The organism is Terrabacter koreensis, assembly GCF_054783315.1.
Genome location: NZ_BAAGQU010000001.1, coordinates 25,572 through 40,887, shown reverse-complemented (window position 1 = coordinate 40,887; position 15,316 = coordinate 25,572). Strand labels below are relative to the sequence as shown.

General features: G+C 72.4%; 13 protein-coding genes. 9 read left to right on the top strand and 4 right to left on the bottom strand.

Annotation, left to right across the window (positions count from 1 at the left end; translation table 11 throughout):
• The first annotated feature begins 29 nt into the window (after positions 1 to 29).
• Together ACYVNR_RS00170 and ACYVNR_RS00165 are read left to right on the top strand one after the other, a co-directional pair.
• Positions 30 to 359 carry an ArsR/SmtB family transcription factor gene (locus ACYVNR_RS00170; RefSeq protein ID WP_461045682.1) on the top strand — a complete coding sequence of 110 codons (330 nt, stop codon included), beginning with the start codon at positions 30 to 32 and terminating at the stop codon, positions 357 to 359.
• A complete protein-coding gene (locus tag ACYVNR_RS00165) occupies positions 356 to 859 on the top strand; it encodes an SRPBCC family protein (protein WP_461045681.1) in 504 nt (167 codons plus the stop codon). Before ACYVNR_RS00170 ends, ACYVNR_RS00165 begins: the two co-directional genes overlap by 4 nt.
• A 240-nt stretch (positions 860 to 1,099) precedes the next feature.
• Here ACYVNR_RS00165 and ACYVNR_RS00160 read toward each other — a convergent pair whose 3' ends face one another.
• Complete coding sequence (locus ACYVNR_RS00160; protein ID WP_461045678.1) at positions 1,100 to 2,341, bottom strand: class I SAM-dependent methyltransferase; 1,242 nt, start codon at positions 2,339 to 2,341, stop codon at positions 1,100 to 1,102.
• A 234-nt stretch (positions 2,342 to 2,575) separates the two neighbouring features.
• Here ACYVNR_RS00160 and groES point away from each other — a divergent pair, with 234 nt between their 5' ends.
• Both groES and groL read left to right on the top strand, forming a co-directional pair.
• Entirely contained in the window at positions 2,576 to 2,872 is a 297-nt protein-coding gene (gene groES, locus ACYVNR_RS00155) for a co-chaperone GroES (RefSeq protein ID WP_045187591.1), read from the top strand.
• A 147-nt stretch (positions 2,873 to 3,019) separates the two neighbouring features.
• Positions 3,020 to 4,633: a chaperonin GroEL gene (groL, locus tag ACYVNR_RS00150; protein WP_045187589.1), complete on the top strand. Its 1,614-nt coding sequence runs from the start codon at positions 3,020 to 3,022 to the stop codon at positions 4,631 to 4,633.
• Positions 4,634 to 4,780: 147 nt separating this feature from the next.
• Here the strand turns inward: groL and ACYVNR_RS00145 are convergent, their stop codons facing one another.
• On the bottom strand, positions 4,781 to 5,068 hold the full coding sequence (locus ACYVNR_RS00145; RefSeq protein ID WP_045187799.1) for a WhiB family transcriptional regulator: 288 nt from the start codon (positions 5,066 to 5,068) through the stop codon (positions 4,781 to 4,783).
• A 305-nt stretch (positions 5,069 to 5,373) separates the two neighbouring features.
• On the opposite strand from ACYVNR_RS00145, the gene ACYVNR_RS00140 reads away from it, so the two are divergent.
• The 4 genes from ACYVNR_RS00140 (at position 5,374) to ACYVNR_RS00125 (ending at position 9,895) form a co-directional block, all read left to right on the top strand.
• Entirely contained in the window at positions 5,374 to 6,003 is a 630-nt protein-coding gene (locus ACYVNR_RS00140) for a sigma-70 family RNA polymerase sigma factor (RefSeq protein WP_458803083.1), read from the top strand.
• Positions 6,000 to 7,130 (top strand): hypothetical protein, encoded by a 1,131-nt coding sequence (locus ACYVNR_RS00135; protein ID WP_461045675.1) that lies wholly within the window; start codon positions 6,000 to 6,002, stop codon positions 7,128 to 7,130. Before ACYVNR_RS00140 ends, ACYVNR_RS00135 begins: the two co-directional genes overlap by 4 nt.
• 42 nt (positions 7,131 to 7,172) lie before the next feature.
• Positions 7,173 to 8,687, top strand: coding sequence for an IMP dehydrogenase (gene guaB / locus ACYVNR_RS00130; RefSeq protein ID WP_045187583.1), 1,515 nt, complete (start codon positions 7,173 to 7,175; stop codon positions 8,685 to 8,687).
• Between the two features lie 86 nt (positions 8,688 to 8,773).
• Entirely contained in the window at positions 8,774 to 9,895 is a 1,122-nt protein-coding gene (locus ACYVNR_RS00125; protein ID WP_045187581.1) for a GuaB3 family IMP dehydrogenase-related protein, read from the top strand.
• Positions 9,896 to 9,932: 37 nt separating this feature from the next.
• Here ACYVNR_RS00125 and ACYVNR_RS00120 read toward each other — a convergent pair whose 3' ends face one another.
• Positions 9,933 to 12,044, bottom strand: coding sequence for a bifunctional lysylphosphatidylglycerol flippase/synthetase MprF (locus ACYVNR_RS00120; protein WP_458803079.1), 2,112 nt, complete (start codon positions 12,042 to 12,044; stop codon positions 9,933 to 9,935).
• 104 nt (positions 12,045 to 12,148) lie between these two features.
• Here ACYVNR_RS00120 and ACYVNR_RS00115 point away from each other — a divergent pair, with 104 nt between their 5' ends.
• Entirely contained in the window at positions 12,149 to 13,843 is a 1,695-nt protein-coding gene (locus tag ACYVNR_RS00115; RefSeq protein WP_461045672.1) for a GMC oxidoreductase, read from the top strand.
• Positions 13,844 to 13,863: 20 nt separating this feature from the next.
• Here the strand turns inward: ACYVNR_RS00115 and ACYVNR_RS00110 are convergent, their stop codons facing one another.
• Positions 13,864 to 15,315, bottom strand: coding sequence for a glycoside hydrolase family 3 N-terminal domain-containing protein (locus ACYVNR_RS00110; protein WP_461045670.1), 1,452 nt, complete (start codon positions 15,313 to 15,315; stop codon positions 13,864 to 13,866).
• Position 15,316: the final 1 nt, after the last annotated feature.

The following is a 15,316-nucleotide window of genomic DNA, read 5'->3' as shown; positions in this document are numbered from 1 at the left end:
TTACGTAACCGACAAGTTACGTTTGGGGCGTGAGTGGGACCTTCGAGGCACTGAGCGACCCGACGCGTCGCGCGATCGTCGAGCACCTCGCGCGTGAGGAGCTGACGGCGGGCGACGTCGCGGCGCTCTTCGACACGGCCCGGCCCGGCATCTCGAGGCACCTGCGGGTGCTGCGCGACGCCGGCGTGGTCGAGGCCGAGGCGGTCGCCCAGCGGCGGGTCTACCGCCTGGTGCCCGGCGCGCTCGACGAGGTCGAGCAGTGGTGCCGCGAGGTCCGCTCGTTCTGGGGGCAGCGACTCGACGCACTCGACACCGAGATCGCCCGCGGCGCGCGGGCCAGACGACAGGATGAGGGATGAATGAGCTGCTGCAGGTGCTGGGCCGGATAGAGCGCAGCGACGACGCCGTGGCCGTCGTCTTCGAGCGGCACTACGCGACGACGGTCGACGACCTCTGGCAGGCCTGCACCGACCCCGACCGGCTTGCGCGGTGGTTCGCCCCGGTGTCGGGCGACCTGCGCGAGGGTGGCGCCTTCACCATCCACTTCGACGACGCCGACACCCCGGTGTGCCGGGTCGTCGAGTGCGCAGCCCCCGGTCGGCTCGTCTGGGAGTGGCCGGTGGGGGAGGCTGCCAGCCTCGTCACGGTCGGCATCGCCGGCGACGGCGACGGGGCGCGTCTCACGCTGCGGCACGAGCGACTCTCACCCGGTCAGGCGGCCGGGTACGCCGCCGGCTGGGACACCTACGTGCGTCGGCTCGACGCCGACCTGTCCGGTGCTGCGATGCCGGACTGGGAGGCCACGTGGAGCGCCCTGCACCCGCTGTACGCCGCCTCGTCGGGCCTCGGCCGTCAGTGAGGCCCGTGAGCCGACCCCGTGGGTCGAGTGCCCAGTTCCTCGCCCAGGAGACAGCCGCGCAGCCACCACCCATTGGTCGAGTGCTCATTTCCCGACGCCCCTCCGTCACGAAACTGAGCACTCGACCGGGGCCTGGCGTTGGGAACTGAGCACTCGACCGGGGCCGGGGGTTGGGAACTGAGCACTCGACTGGGGCTTGGGGTTGGGAACTGAGCACTCGAGGGGGGTCGGTGAGGTCGGTCAGGCGGGGGTGACGACGACGGCGGCCTGGGCGCCGCCGACGCGCGTCAGCACGAGGATCGCCTCCGACCCGCCCTTGCCGCGGCCGGTCATCTTCAGCTGCCGCCGCAGCACGTCGGCGTCGAGGGTGACGCCGCGCTTCTTGATGGTGACGCGGTCGTGGCCCTGGTCGCGCAGCCAGCGGGCCAGTCGCTTCGTCGACAGCGGCATCGCCTCGACCACGCGGAACCGGCGCGCCCACGGCAGGTCGCGCGCCACCGCGCTCGTCACGTAGCCCACGCCGGTGGCCAGCTCGGTCCCCTCGACGGCCGACACGAGGGCCCCGGTGAGGCCGGCGCGGATCACGGCGCGGTCGGGCTCGTAGAGCCACTCGCCCATCTCGTTGACCGAGCCCAGGACGGGGCGGTGCGCGCCGTCGCCCGCGTCGTCCTCGGTGACGACGGACGTCGACGTCTCGGTGCACACCGCGGCGGTGCGCCCGGTCGTCGACACGAGCGGGCCCCACCAGACGGCGCACTCGAGCACCTCGCCGTGCCAGGAGGTCCACTGGGCCTCCGCCCCCCGCGGCACGGACCCGTGGGGGAAGGCGGGGGAGAGCTTCGCGCCGGTCGCGGGCACGGCATCGGCGAAGGCCAGCACCTGCGACCACGACGGCGAGATGGCATCGAGCGAGAAGACTCGCTTGGTGCGGCCCTGCACGTCGGCCACTCCGCGAACGCGGCGGGCGGGGTCGAGCCACACGCCGACGTGGCGGTGGGCGTCACCCGGCGGCAGGCGTACGTCCTCGGCGAGCCCGTGGGTGACCCGGGCCGACGGCCAGTGCCGCAGGTTGACGGCGGCGACGCGGGCCGTGGCGTCGTCCGCGTCCACGGCGTGCACCGTGAGGTCGAGGCCGGCGAAGGCCATCGCGTCGGCGCCGAGCCCGCACCCGAGGTCGTGCACCTCGCGGACCCCTGCGCTGACGTAGCGGTGCGCGTGCCGGGCGGCGATCGCGAGCCGGGTCGCCTGCTCGAGACCGTCGGCCGTGAAGAGCATGCCGGCCGCGAAGTCGCCGAACTTCTCGGTGCCGCGGGACCGCAGCCGCGACTGCGTCATCGCGGCGGCGACGAGGTCGGCCGCGAAGCCCGCCTCGCGGAGGCGGTCCTGCAGGTGGAGCGACCCGGCTTCGTCGTAGGGCGGCAGCGACTGGAGCAGCGCCCAGCCCTCACCCGTCGCGAGGCGATCGACCATGGCGGCGTCCATGCGCACATCCTGCCAGCGAGGACGGTCCGACCCGCTCGGGGCGACGCGCGACGGATTCTGGCACTCGACTTGACCGAGTGCTAACCGAAACCTAGATTTCTTCCTGTTGGCACTCTCCACCCGGAAGTGCCAGCGTCCTCCTCGAGGGAGGTCGACCCCCGCGACGGCGACCAGTCTCGAGAGCCCACAGTCCGCAATCCAGTTTTCGACTGTCCCGAAGGGAAGGTCACCACCGTGTCGGTTTCCATCACGCCGCTCGAAGACCGCATCGTCGTCAAGTCCCTCGAGGCCGAGCAGACCACCGCGTCCGGCCTCGTCATCCCGGACACCGCCAAGGAGAAGCCGCAGGAGGGCGAGGTCCTCGCCGTCGGCCCCGGCCGCTTCAACGACAACGGCACCGAGCGCGTGCCGCTCGACGTCAAGGTCGGCGACAAGGTCATCTTCAGCAAGTACGGCGGCACCGAGGTCAAGTACGGCGGCGAGGAGTACCTCATCCTCTCCGCGCGCGACGTCCTCGCGATCGTCGGCTGACCCGACGCCGTATGCCGTGACGCACCCCGGTGAGCCCCGCTGGGGTCTCCCCGGGGTGCGCCTCGTTCGGCCCTCGCCTGACCGGGCACGATCGCATCCGCCCGGAATCCCCAAGAACCGCAAAGCAACCCGAGCCAAAGGAACACCATGGCCAAGCAGCTGGAGTTCGACGACTCCGCCCGCAAGTCGCTCGAGCGCGGCGTCAACGCGCTCGCCAACGCCGTCAAGGTGACGCTCGGCCCGAAGGGCCGCAACGTCGTCATCGACAAGAAGTGGGGTGCCCCCACGATCACGAACGACGGCGTGACCATCGCCCGCGAGATCGAGCTCGAGGACCCCTACGAGAACCTCGGCGCCCAGCTCGCCAAGGAGGTCGCGACCAAGACGAACGACGTCGCCGGTGACGGCACGACGACCGCGACCGTGCTCGCCCAGGCCATGGTCAAGGAGGGCCTGCGCAACGTGGCCGCCGGCGCCGCCCCGGCCGCGCTCAAGCGCGGCATGGACAAAGCCGTCACCGCGGTCAACGACCGCCTCCTCGAGAACGCCCGCGAGGTCGACGGCAAGGACGAGATCGCCTCCGTCGCGACCCTCTCCGCCCAGGACGCCACCCTCGGCGGCCTCATCGGCGAGGCGTTCGACAAGGTCGGCAAGGACGGCGTCATCACCGTCGAGGAGTCCTCGACGACCGCCACCGAGCTCGAGTTCACCGAGGGCATGCAGTTCGACAAGGGCTACCTCTCGGCCTACTTCGTCACCGACACGGAGCGCATGGAGACCGTCCTCGAGGACGCCTACGTGCTCATCAACCAGGGCAAGATCTCCGCGGTCGCGGAGATCCTCCCGGTGCTCGAGAAGGTCGTGCAGTCGGGCAAGCCGCTGCTCATCATCGCCGAGGACGTCGACGGCGAGGCCCTCTCGACGCTCGTGGTCAACAAGATCCGCGGCACGTTCAACGTGGCGGCCGTCAAGGCCCCCGGCTTCGGCGACCGCCGCAAGGCCATGCTCCAGGACATCGCGATCCTCACCGGTGGCCAGGTCATCGCCGAGGAGGTCGGCCTCAAGCTCGACCAGGCCGACCTGACCGTGCTCGGCCAGGCCCGCCGCATCGTCCTCACCAAGGACAACACGACGATCATCGACGGCAACGGCGACGAGTCCGAGGTGGCCGGCCGCGTGCACCAGATCAAGGCCGAGATCGAGCGCACCGACTCCGACTGGGACAAGGAGAAGCTCCAGGAGCGTCTCGCCAAGCTCGCCGGCGGCGTCTGCGTCATCAAGGTCGGCGCGCACACCGAGGTCGAGCTCAAGGAGAAGAAGCACCGCATCGAGGACGCGATCTCCGCGACGCGCGCCGCGATCGAGGAGGGCATCGTCGCCGGTGGCGGCACCGCCCTCATCCACGCCGCCTCGGCCATCGACAGCCTCGAGCTCACGGGCGACGAGGCCACCGGTGCCAGCATCGTGCGCAAGGCCGTCGCCGAGCCGCTGCGCTGGATCGCCGAGAACGCGGGCCACCAGGGCTACGTCGTCACCTCCAAGGTGGCTGCGCTGCCGATCGGCCAGGGCCTCAACGCGGCGACCGGCGAGTACGGCGACCTCATCGCCGCCGGCGTCATCGACCCGGTCAAGGTGACCCGCTCGGCGCTGCGCAACGCCGAGTCGATCGCGTCGATGATCCTCACGACGGACACGCTCGTCGTCGACAAGCCCGAGGACGAGCCCGAGGCCGGCGGCCACGGTCACGGCCACGGCCACTGACCGACGTCTGACGCGTACGTCCGGCGTGCACGCCTGACGCACGACGAGGGCCGCTCCCCCGGGGAGCGGCCCTCAGTCGTGTCGGGCTCGTGTCGGGCTCGTGTCGTCGAAGGGCCCGTGTCGTCCAACGGGCCCGTCAGGGCTGCGTCAGGACGCTTCCTGGATGCCGTCGTAGAGCAGCTCGCGCTCGGACTCGGTGAGCCCGCCCCAGACGCCGTACGGCTCGCGGACCTCGAGGGCGTGCGAGCGGCAGGCGGCCACGACGGGGCAGGCGGCGCAGACGGCCTTGGCCTGGGCGTCGCGGTTGCGGCGGCGTGGGCCGCGCTCTCCCTCGGGGTGGAAGAAGACCTCGGGGCTGGTGCCTCGGCAGGCGCCCTCCAGCTGCCAGTCCCAGAGGTCGGCGACTGGTCCGGGCAGGCGGGTGATCTCGGCCATGAACTCGTCTCTCAGGTCGGGCGGGATAGCCGCCAGGTCGAACCGGTCCGCTCGGTGCATGTGGGGGCGCGAACCGCGAAATCGACGCTAACCGGGCACGCGATCACGGATAAAGGTTGGAATCTTAAGGACTTGTTCAAGAATTGCCATTCGGATGGCATGCTCGTCGGAGACGTGCTGGGGGCCTCCCCAGGGTCGTCGGGGAGCGCAGGTCGGGCTAGCATGGGCGCGCTCCGGGCAGGCCGACGAGCAGCGCACCGTGGCGCTGGAACTACGAGACGACAGTTCGGGGGACGACGACTCACATGGGTCCTGGATGGTCGAGGCGCGCCCGCGTAACACCGGGCGGGGCAGCAGCGATGGAGCGGATGGACGCTCCATCGCTTCGTGAGCTGGCTGCCGATGCTGTGCGCGACCCGCATGCGCGGGACCTGCTGCTGGCCCGCGTCAGGGACATGGCCCTGCGGTACTCCCGCGTCCGACTCGGTCGTTTCGGCGCCGAGGACATTGCCCAGGACGTCGCCCAGGAGGTGTGCATGGCCATCGTGACGGCCCTGCCGACCTACGAGGAGCGCGGCCTGCCCTTCGAGGCGTTCGTCTACACGATCACCTCTCGCAAGCTCGCGGACGCCCAGCGTGCCGCCATGCGGGGCCCGGCGCCCGTCGCCGAGATCCCCGACGGCCCGGCCGACGGGCCCTCGCCCGAGTCGGTCGCCATCATGCGCGACGACGCCGCGACCGCGATGAGCCTCATGCGCCAGCTGCCGCCGCAGCAACGCGAGATCCTGACCCTGCGCGTCGCGGTCGGGATGTCGACCGAGGAGACCGCGGCAGCGCTCGGCATGTCGGCCGGCGCCGTCCGCGTGGCCCAGCACCGAGCCCTGGGCAAGCTGCGCGGCCTCATCGCCGACGCCGAGGCGGGTGACGTCGCGTGAACGACATCTCTCCCTTCAGCAGCGCGGGCGACGTGCTCGCCGACGACCTGCTCCTCGACCGCCTCGCGGGCCGTGCCGACGTCGGCAGTGAGCCTGTGGCCGGGCTCCTCGCCGCCCTCGCCGCGCACGCCGACACCCCGCTGCCCGCACGCACGGGTCGGCGGCGCATCGCCAACAAGCACCGCTACCTGGGCGCGTTCGCCGCGCTCGCCGTGGCGGCCAGTGGCGCCGGCGTGGCGGCTGCGGTGTCCCGCCCCCACGTGGGCTCCCTGCTGGCCGACCGGGCACGCATCGAGCAGCGCATGGAGCAGAGTGCCCGAAGCGGCGCCCCCAGCGCGCTGCTGTCGCGCCTCGGGCTCCCCGCCACCGACGGCACCACGACCGCGCGCGGTCTGGTGCTCGCGCGCGGAACGGACGGCACCTTCGTGCTGCTCCCCGCGGCCGTGGCGCAGGTCAGGACGCCGGCCGCTGCGGCGGCTGCGGCGGGTGCGGCCGCAGGTGGGGGCGCAGCCCACGCAGGCACTGCCGGCGCCGTCGGGGCTCCCGGCAGCGGCTCCGCCGCGGGGCCGTCGGCGTCGGGCCGTTCTGTCGCCGCCCCGGCGGCGGGCCGGGACAAGACCCCGAAGGACAAGCCCGCAAAGCCGGCCAGGACCCGTCCGGGCGGCGCCACCAGCAACGGCCAGGGAGCCGACGCCCAGACCGGCGGCCCCGCGGGTCAGACCGGCGGCGACCCGATCTGGGTGGTCGACCCCTCCACAGGGACCACGGGCACGACCAGCGACCAGACGACGCCACCCACCGACACCACCGTCGCGGGGCCCGCCCCCGTCGTCGGCCGTCTGGCCGACCCGGCGAACCAGCAGTCCCTCGTGGGGCCGCCGACGAGCCCGCAGCCGGGCCAGCGAGCCGCCGCGCCCGAGGTCCTTCCACCGGCGGGACCGGGCGCTGCGCACCCCGTGGGTGCCGCCCCGGCCGCCCCGGCCGCCCCGGCCACCCCGGCCACCCCGGCGGACCCGGCCCACCCGGCGGCGTCGACGCCCGCGACGGCTGCGACCCCGGCGACGCCTGCGACACCTGGTGCGCGCACGTCCGGCGCCGCTGCCTCGTCGGCGGCTCCCGCCTCCTGAGGCGTGTTCGGGGGAGCTCCTGCGAGCCCGTAGAATCGGCGAATGAGCCTCGGATCGTCTGACGTGCCCGCTGCTTTCGCCACGATGGGACTGACGTACGACGACGTCCTGCTCCTGCCCGGCTACAGCGACCTCGCCCCGAACGACATCGACACCACGACGCGCCTCACCCGTGAGCTGTCGATCACGTCGCCGCTCATCTCCGCAGCGATGGACACCGTCACCGAGGCTCGCATGGCGATCGCCATGGCCCGCCAGGGGGGCCTTGGTGTGCTGCACCGCAACCTGTCGATCCAGGACCAGGCCTACCAGGTCGACCTCGTCAAGCGGACCCAGACCGGGATGATCTCCAACCCGATCACCATCGGCCCCGACCGCACCCTCGAGGAGCTCGACGCCATCTGCGGCGAGTACCGCGTCTCGGGGCTGCCGGTCATCGGCGAGGACAAGAAGCTCATCGGCATGGTCACCAACCGCGACCTGCGCTTCACGCCGGTGGCCGAGTGGGCCACGACCCTCGTGCGCGACGTCATGACGCCGATGCCGCTCATCACCGGCCACGTCGGCATCAGCCGCGACGAGGCGACCGCGCTGCTGCGACAGCACAAGCGCGAGCGGCTGCCGCTCGTCGACGACGAGGGCCACCTCACCGGCCTCATCACCGTCAAGGACTTCGTCAAGAGCGAGCAGTTCCCCAACGCCAGCAACGACGCCGACGGCCGCCTCATGGTCGGTGCGGCGATCGGCTACTTCGGCGACGCGTGGGAGCGCGCGACGACGCTCATCGAGGCGGGCGTCGACGTCCTCGTGGCCGACACCGCCCACGGGCACGTGCGGCTGCTCATCGAGATGGTCGAGCGTCTGAAGAAGGACCCCGCCACCCGGCACGTGCAGGTCATCGGCGGCAACGTCGCGACGACTGCCGGCGCGCAGGCGTTCGTCGACGCGGGCGCCGACGCGGTGAAGGTCGGCGTCGGTCCGGGCTCGATCTGCACGACCCGCATCGTCACCGGCGTCGGCGCCCCGCAGATCACCGCGGTCCACGCGGCGGCCCAAGCCTGCAAGCCGGCCGGCGTCCCGGTCATCGCCGACGGCGGCCTCCAGTACTCCGGTGACATCGCGAAGGCCATCGTCGCCGGCGCCGACTCCGTCATGGTCGGGTCGCTCCTCGCCGGCTGCGAGGAGAGCCCGGGCGAGCTGATCTTCGTCAACGGCAAGCAGTTCAAGAGCTACCGCGGCATGGGCTCGCTCGGTGCCATGAGCAGCCGCGGCAAGAAGTCCTACTCCAAGGACCGCTACTTCCAGGCCGAGGTCGAGTCCGACGACAAGATCGTGCCCGAGGGCATCGAGGGGCGTGTCGCCTACCGCGGCCCCCTCTCGGCGGTCGCCCACCAGATGCTCGGCGGCCTGCGCCAGTCGATGTTCTACGTCGGTGCGCGCACCGTGCCCGAGCTGCAGGAGAAGGGCCAGTTCGTGCGCATCACGCAGGCCTCGCTCAAGGAGAGCCACCCGCACGACATCCAAGGCATGGTCGAGGCCCCCAACTACGCCGGCTGAGCCGACCACCCCGACCACGTATGCCGTCCCGCGGAGCCCGCGGGACGGCATACGTCGTCGGCGGGGCCGGTCGGTAGGATCGGCCGGTGACCGAGATCGAGATTGGCCGAGGCAAGCGCGGACGGCGCGCCTACTCCTTCGACGACATCGCCGTCGTGCCCTCGCGGCGCACGCGCGACCCCGAGGAGGTCTCGGTGTCGTGGCAGATCGACGCATACCACTTCGACATCCCGGTCATGGCCGCCCCGATGGACTCCGTCGTCTCGCCCGAGACGGCCATCGCCCTCGGCAAGCTCGGTGCCCTGCCGGTGCTCGACCTCGAGGGCCTGTGGACCCGCTACGAGGACCCGACCACCCAGCTGCGCGAGATCGCCGACATCGAGCCGGGCACCGCGACCGCCCGCATGCAGCAGATCTACGCCGAGCCGATCAAGCCCGAGCTCATCACCGAGCGGCTGCGCCAGCTGCGTGACGCCGGTGTCCCGGTCGCGGGCGCCCTGTCGCCCCAGCGCACCCAGCAGCACTGGAAGACCGTGGTCGACGCGGGCGTCGACCTCTTCGTCATCCGCGGCACCACCGTCTCGGCAGAGCACGTGAGCGGCCGCGCCGAGCCGCTCAACCTCAAGCGGTTCATCTACGAGCTCGACGTGCCCGTCATCGTCGGCGGCGCGGCGTCCTACACGGCGGCCCTGCACCTCATGCGCACCGGCGCGGCGGGCGTCCTCGTCGGCTTCGGTGGCGGGGCGGCGCACACGACGCGCACCGCGCTCGGCATCCACGCCCCGATGGCCTCGGCGGTGGCCGACGTCGCGGCCGCCCGCCGTGACTACCTCGACGAGTCGGGCGGCCGCTACGTCCACGTCATCGCCGACGGCGGCGTCGGCACGTCGGGCGACATCGTCAAGGCGATCGCCTGCGGCGCCGACGCGGTCATGCTCGGCGCGGCCCTCGCGCGCGGCACCGACGCCCCCGGCGGCGGCTACCACTGGGGTCCCGAGGCGCACCACCAGCAGCTGCCGCGCGGCGAGCGGATCGCCCTGGGCAGCCAGGCGTCGATCGAGGAGATCCTCTTCGGCCCGGGTCGGCACGCCGACGGCACGACGAACGTCATCGGAGCCCTCAAGCGCGCCATGGCCACGACCGGCTACTCCGACGTCAAGGAGTTCCAGCGCGTCGAGGTCGTCGTCTCCCCGTACCTCGGCAACTGAGCGCGCCGGCGCGGGTTGGCGACCCGCGCTGGACACCTCAGTGGCCCGTGCGCGCGAGCGCCACGAGGTCGCGCACGCCGGCGTCGGGCAGGTAGGCGCGGCTGAGCGCCAGCCCGATCCGTGGCAGCGCCGCCTCGTCGGGGAAGACGAGGTAGAGCGGGTGGTGCACGGGCTGGAACTTGGCCTTGAAGGCGAGCAGCGAGCGGAAGCCGTAGTAGGGCTCGAGCGTCTCGCCGAGCCGGTCGAGGAACGCGTCGACCGTGCCGCGGTCGAGCCCGTCGTCGTTCGCCGCGCTGCGGGCCAGGGGTGCGCCCGACAGTGACACGACCGACGAGCCCTCGTCGCGGAAGCTGAGGCAGGCCGAGGCGATGAGGAACTCCATCGAGTAGCGGAAGCCGCCGGGGAGCCTCCGCATGACGTCGAGCGTCCAGCCGACGGCCGCGCCGCCGACGTCGTGGATCGGCATCCACGACGTGACGCCGTGCACCGTGGACTCGCCGTCGACGGCCAGGCCCACGCGCACTGCCGGGTCCATCGCCTCGTCGACGCCGCCGAGGGTGAAGCCCATCTCGGGCAGACCCTTGTCCTCGACCCACTCCGACGAGATGGCCTTGACCTGCATCTGCAGCCCGCGTGGCAGCTGGGCGAGCGGCTGGAGGCTGAGGTGGATGCCGAGCTTGGCTGCCTGGTTGAGCGCGGTGCGCACGTCCTGCCAGGCCTTCCCGACGAAGTCGAGGGTGGGCAGCTCGATGACGGCCTCCTCGGCGACCTGGAGGCTGTGCCACCCCAGCTCGCGCGCGTGGCGGCACGCCTCGGCGCTGACCGTGAAGAGGCACGGCACGAGCCCCTGGGCGTGGACGCGGTCGGAGAACTCGACGAGCAGGGCCGCCCGGTCCTCCTCGTCGGCGGCGACCGGGTCGCAGAGGCCGACGGCCACGCCCGCGTGCACGCGGTAGGCGACGTAGCCGGCGCGGTCGGGGCTGGTGAACCACCGGTTCTCCGGCCAGGTCGTCATCCAGGCGAGCCGGTTGACGGTGCCCTCCTCGCGCAGCAGGGCCGTGGCCTGCGCGCGCTGGTCGTCGTCGGCGGGTGCCACGAGGCTTCCGCGGGTGCGGCGCGCGCGACGCGGTGACGGGTTGCGGAAGGCATGCCGCCCGACGATGAGCACGACGAGACCAGCGCCGTTGCCGACCGTCTCCCAGCCGGCGGCGAGGAGCCCGGGCTCCCCGGTCGCGACCATCCAGCCGTAGTTGGCCAGCTGGATCCCGAGCACGACCACGAGCAGCGCGACCGCCCAGCGCCAGGCGCGCCGCCGGCCCTTGTAGAGCGACCGGGCGAGCCACAGCCACAGCACGATCTGCAGCACCCCGAACGCGAGGTCGGGGTTGGAGAGCTCCTGGGCGCGCGCGTCGGGCGACAGGGTGACCATGAACGGTCCGTCGCCGGTGGTGAAGGGGCGCAGCGACACCTCGGCCGCCGCGACGACGAAGAAGCCGGAGGCGAGCAGCCGGAAGTCCCGCCGGGTGAGCTGCCGCCGCGTGAGGGCCGGGCGACGACCGACGAGGAACGGCCCGAGGGCCAGCCCCAACCCGACGCTGAGCAGGTGCTCGAGGTCGGCGAGGGCGCCCATGTGGATGAGGAAGAGCACGACGTACGCGACGAGCAGCGTCCGCGCGCGCCCCCGCCAGGGCGGCGCGACCGTCACCGTCGCCGCGGCCGCCGCCCCGAGGAACGCGGCCGAGGGGCCGGCGTCGCGGGCGTGTGCGAGCGTGGTCGTCCAGACGTAGCCGTGGTCGCGGGTGAGCCACAGGAGACCCGCGGCGCCGACGACCCCGGCGACGTGGCACGCGACGAGCGCGACGGCATACCTCCTCGTGCCCAGGCGCCATTCGGCGAACCCGCCGAACACGGCGAGGCCCACGACGATGGGCACGTACTGGAGGGGCCTTGCCGCGAAGAAGGCGCCGGCGGCGAGAGTCCACCAGCCGCCGGACTCGAAGGCCGGCAGCCCGTAGCCGAGGCTCGTGTGGAGGGACCGGTCGAGCAGCGGGTCCCACAGGGTCCGGGTGACGACCGAGAGGGCGATGATGGCGGCGAGGAGGGCGCTCGTGAGTGGCAGGCGTCGCATCACCGTCCGGGGACGGGGCATGCCCCCATGCTGCCCCTCGCAGCGCTGCCGCGTCAGGGGTCCCGGTCAGGTGACGCAAGTTACTCTCGGTAGCCCCAGGCCCTCGGCCACCCTAGGCTGTGCCCATGGAGCACGACCACGACGTCGTCGTCATCGGGTCCGGCTTCGGCGGCTCCGTCGCGGCCCTGCGTCTCGCCGAGAAGGGCTACCGGGTCCACGTCTACGAGGCGGGTCGGCGCTACGAGGACGACGACTTCGCCGAGAGCAGCTGGAACCTGCCGAAGTACTTCTGGATGCCGTGGATCGGCTGCTACGGCATCCAACGCGTCCATCGCCTGCCCGACTGCCTCGTGCTCGCCGGCGCGGGGGTCGGCGGCGGCTCGCTCAACTACGCCAACACCCTGTACGTCCCCCCGACTCCGTTCTTCCGCGACCGGCAGTGGGCGCACATCACCGACTGGGAGGCCGAGCTCGCGCCGCACTACGCGACGGCGCAGCGGATGCTCGGTGTCGTCACCAACACGTGCGACGGCCCCGTCGAGCAGATGATGCGCGACACCGCCGACGACCTGGGGGTCGGCGACACCTTCCGCCGCACCCCGGTCGGCGTCTTCTTCGGCGAGCCGGGCAAGCGCGTGCCCGACCCCTACTTCGGCGGCGACGGTCCCGAGCGCACCGGGTGCACCCAGTGCGGCAACTGCATGGTCGGCTGCCGCGTGGGCGCCAAGAACACCCTGATGAAGAACTACCTCGCCCTCGCCGAACGCCGCGGCGTCACCATCGAGCCGATGCGCACGGTCCGTTCGGTGCGCCCCCTCGACCCCGACTCACCCGAGAGCGGGTATGCCGTCACGACGGCGCACACGGGTCCGTGGGGCCGCCGCCGGTGGTCGACGGTGACGACCGGGCAGGTTGTCGTGGCAGCCGGTGCGTGGGGCAGCGCGAAGCTGCTCCACGCCCTGAAGGACGGACCGCTGCCACGGATCTCCGACCAGCTGGGGGTGCTGACCAGGACGAACTCCGAGTCCCTCTCGGGTGTCGTGCTCGACCGGGTCCCGGCCGGTCAGGACCTGACCCGCGGCATCGCCATCACGACGAGCTTCAACATCGACGACTCGACGCACATCGAGAACTGCCGCTACGGCAGGGGCAGCAACGCGTCCGGCCTGATGGACGTCATGGCGGTGCCGTCCGAGGGAAAGGGACCACGCTGGGTGCGTTTCGTCGTCGCCGCCGCCCGGCACCCGCTCGAACTGGCGCGGTCGGTGTCGAAGCGCCGGTGGAGCGAGCGGACGATCATCGCGCTCGTCATGCAGACCCACGACAACTCGATCACCGTGCGGCGCCGCAAGTGGCCGGTCGGCTCGACGCTCACCTCGACGCAGGGCACGGGCGAGCCCAACCCGACCCACATCCCCGAGGCGATCCCTGCCGTGACCGGCCTGGCTCGTCGGCTCGAGGCGCTGACCGGGGGCCGGGCCCGCCTGCGGAGCAGCATCGGCGAGGTGCTCGACATCCCGATGACGGCGCACTTCCTCGGCGGCGCGGTCATCTCGGACACGCCCGAGACCGGTGTCGTCGACCCCTATCACCGGCTCTGGGGCTATCCGGGCATCCATGTCGTCGACGGATCCGCGGTGTCGGCGAACCTCGGCGTCAACCCGAGCCTCACGATCACGGCCCAGGCCGAGCGAGCCTTCTCGCTCTGGCCGGCCCGGGGAGAGGTGGATCGGCGCCCGACGCAAGGGGACGCGTACGTCCGCCTCGACGCCGACCCCCCTTCTCGATCGAGAGAACGCTCCGTCACCCCGGCCACGTGACGCACCGTTCTTTCGATCGGTCAGAGCTGGGTGTTGAGGTAGGCCTGCAGCTGGCGGACGGTGCGCGCGTTCCACGTGGTGGCGCCGTCGTGCGAGAGGCCGAGGTAGGACTGCAGGGCGGCCATCGACCGGCTGCCCCAGACGCCGGTGGCGGGCACGTTGACCCGGACCTGCAACGCGCGGACCGTCACGCTGCCGAGCGTTCCCGTACGCGTGACGCCGAGCCAGCGTTGGAGCGACGAGATCGTCGACGTGGACAGCGATCCGGTCACCGCGATCCTCGTGCCGAGCATGCCGTTGGCCGCCTTGACGGTGAGCACCCGCAGCGCAGCCGCGTTGACCCGGGCACGCAGGGTGGCGTCGGTGGCGACCCTCGCGCTGACGGCGTTGACCATCGCCGGGATCACCGTGGGGTCGACGGTGAGCACGACGTCGCCACCGGCGTCGAGGAACCTGATCGCACGGGTGCCGGGTGACCAGGCCTGCACGGCTCGGGCCGCGCCGAGGTCGTCGCTGATGACGACGCCCGTGAAGTGCAGGTCGCCGCGGATCATCCCCGTGATGACGGTGGGGGAGAAGACCGCGGGTCGGGCGGCGTCGATGCGGCTGTAGACGGCCGAGGAGACCATGAGCAGCTGGGCCCCGGCTCCGAGCGCGGACCGGAACGGGCCGATGTCGGGCGACGTGCGGGTGGTGACCCGGTCGGTGACGCCCGCTGTCGTGTCGGTGTTGCCCGTGACGCGGCCGAGGCCGGGGAAGTGCTTGGCCGCCAGGGCGAGTCCGGTCGACCGCATGCCGCGCGTGAAGGCCGATCCCTTCTCGGCGACGAGGGCCGGCGTGTGGCCGAACTCGCGCTGGAGGGCGCCGATGGGCGCGTTCAGCGGGGCGAACGACGCCGAGACGGTGTCCATGACGGGGGCGAGGTTGACGTTGACCCCGGCGCGCAGCACCTGGCTGCCCCACAGCGTGGCGCTCCGGGTGAGCCCGGCGTCGGTGTAGGTGCCCTGCGTCAGTGCCGTGGGCATCCTCGAGAACCACGGGCCCTGCAGCACCTGGACGAGGCCGCCCTCCTGGTCGGAGGCGACGAGCAGGGGCACCGCCGAGGTGGCCGCGTTGGTGGTCGCCAGCTGCGCGGCCGCGGTCAGGGCCCGCACCGGCGCGGCGCCGGTGGTCGTGCGGCCCGTGAGGATGAGGTTGCCGACGTGGTAGCGGCTGATCGCGGTGCGAGTCGCCGCCGACAGGCCCTTGACCGAGCCGCCGACCATGAAGAGCTGCCCGATGCGCTGGGCCGTCGTCAGCCGGTTCAGCACCGCCTGCGCTGTCGCCGCGGGGGAGACGACGGCGGGCACGGCTGCCACGCTCGCGGTCGGGGCCGCAGCGACCACCGCTGTGGCGGGCGCGGGGGCGGACAGCACGGCCGCCCCGGCAGTCGCAGCCACCCATGACAGGACGAGGCGTCGCCAGCTGCTCATT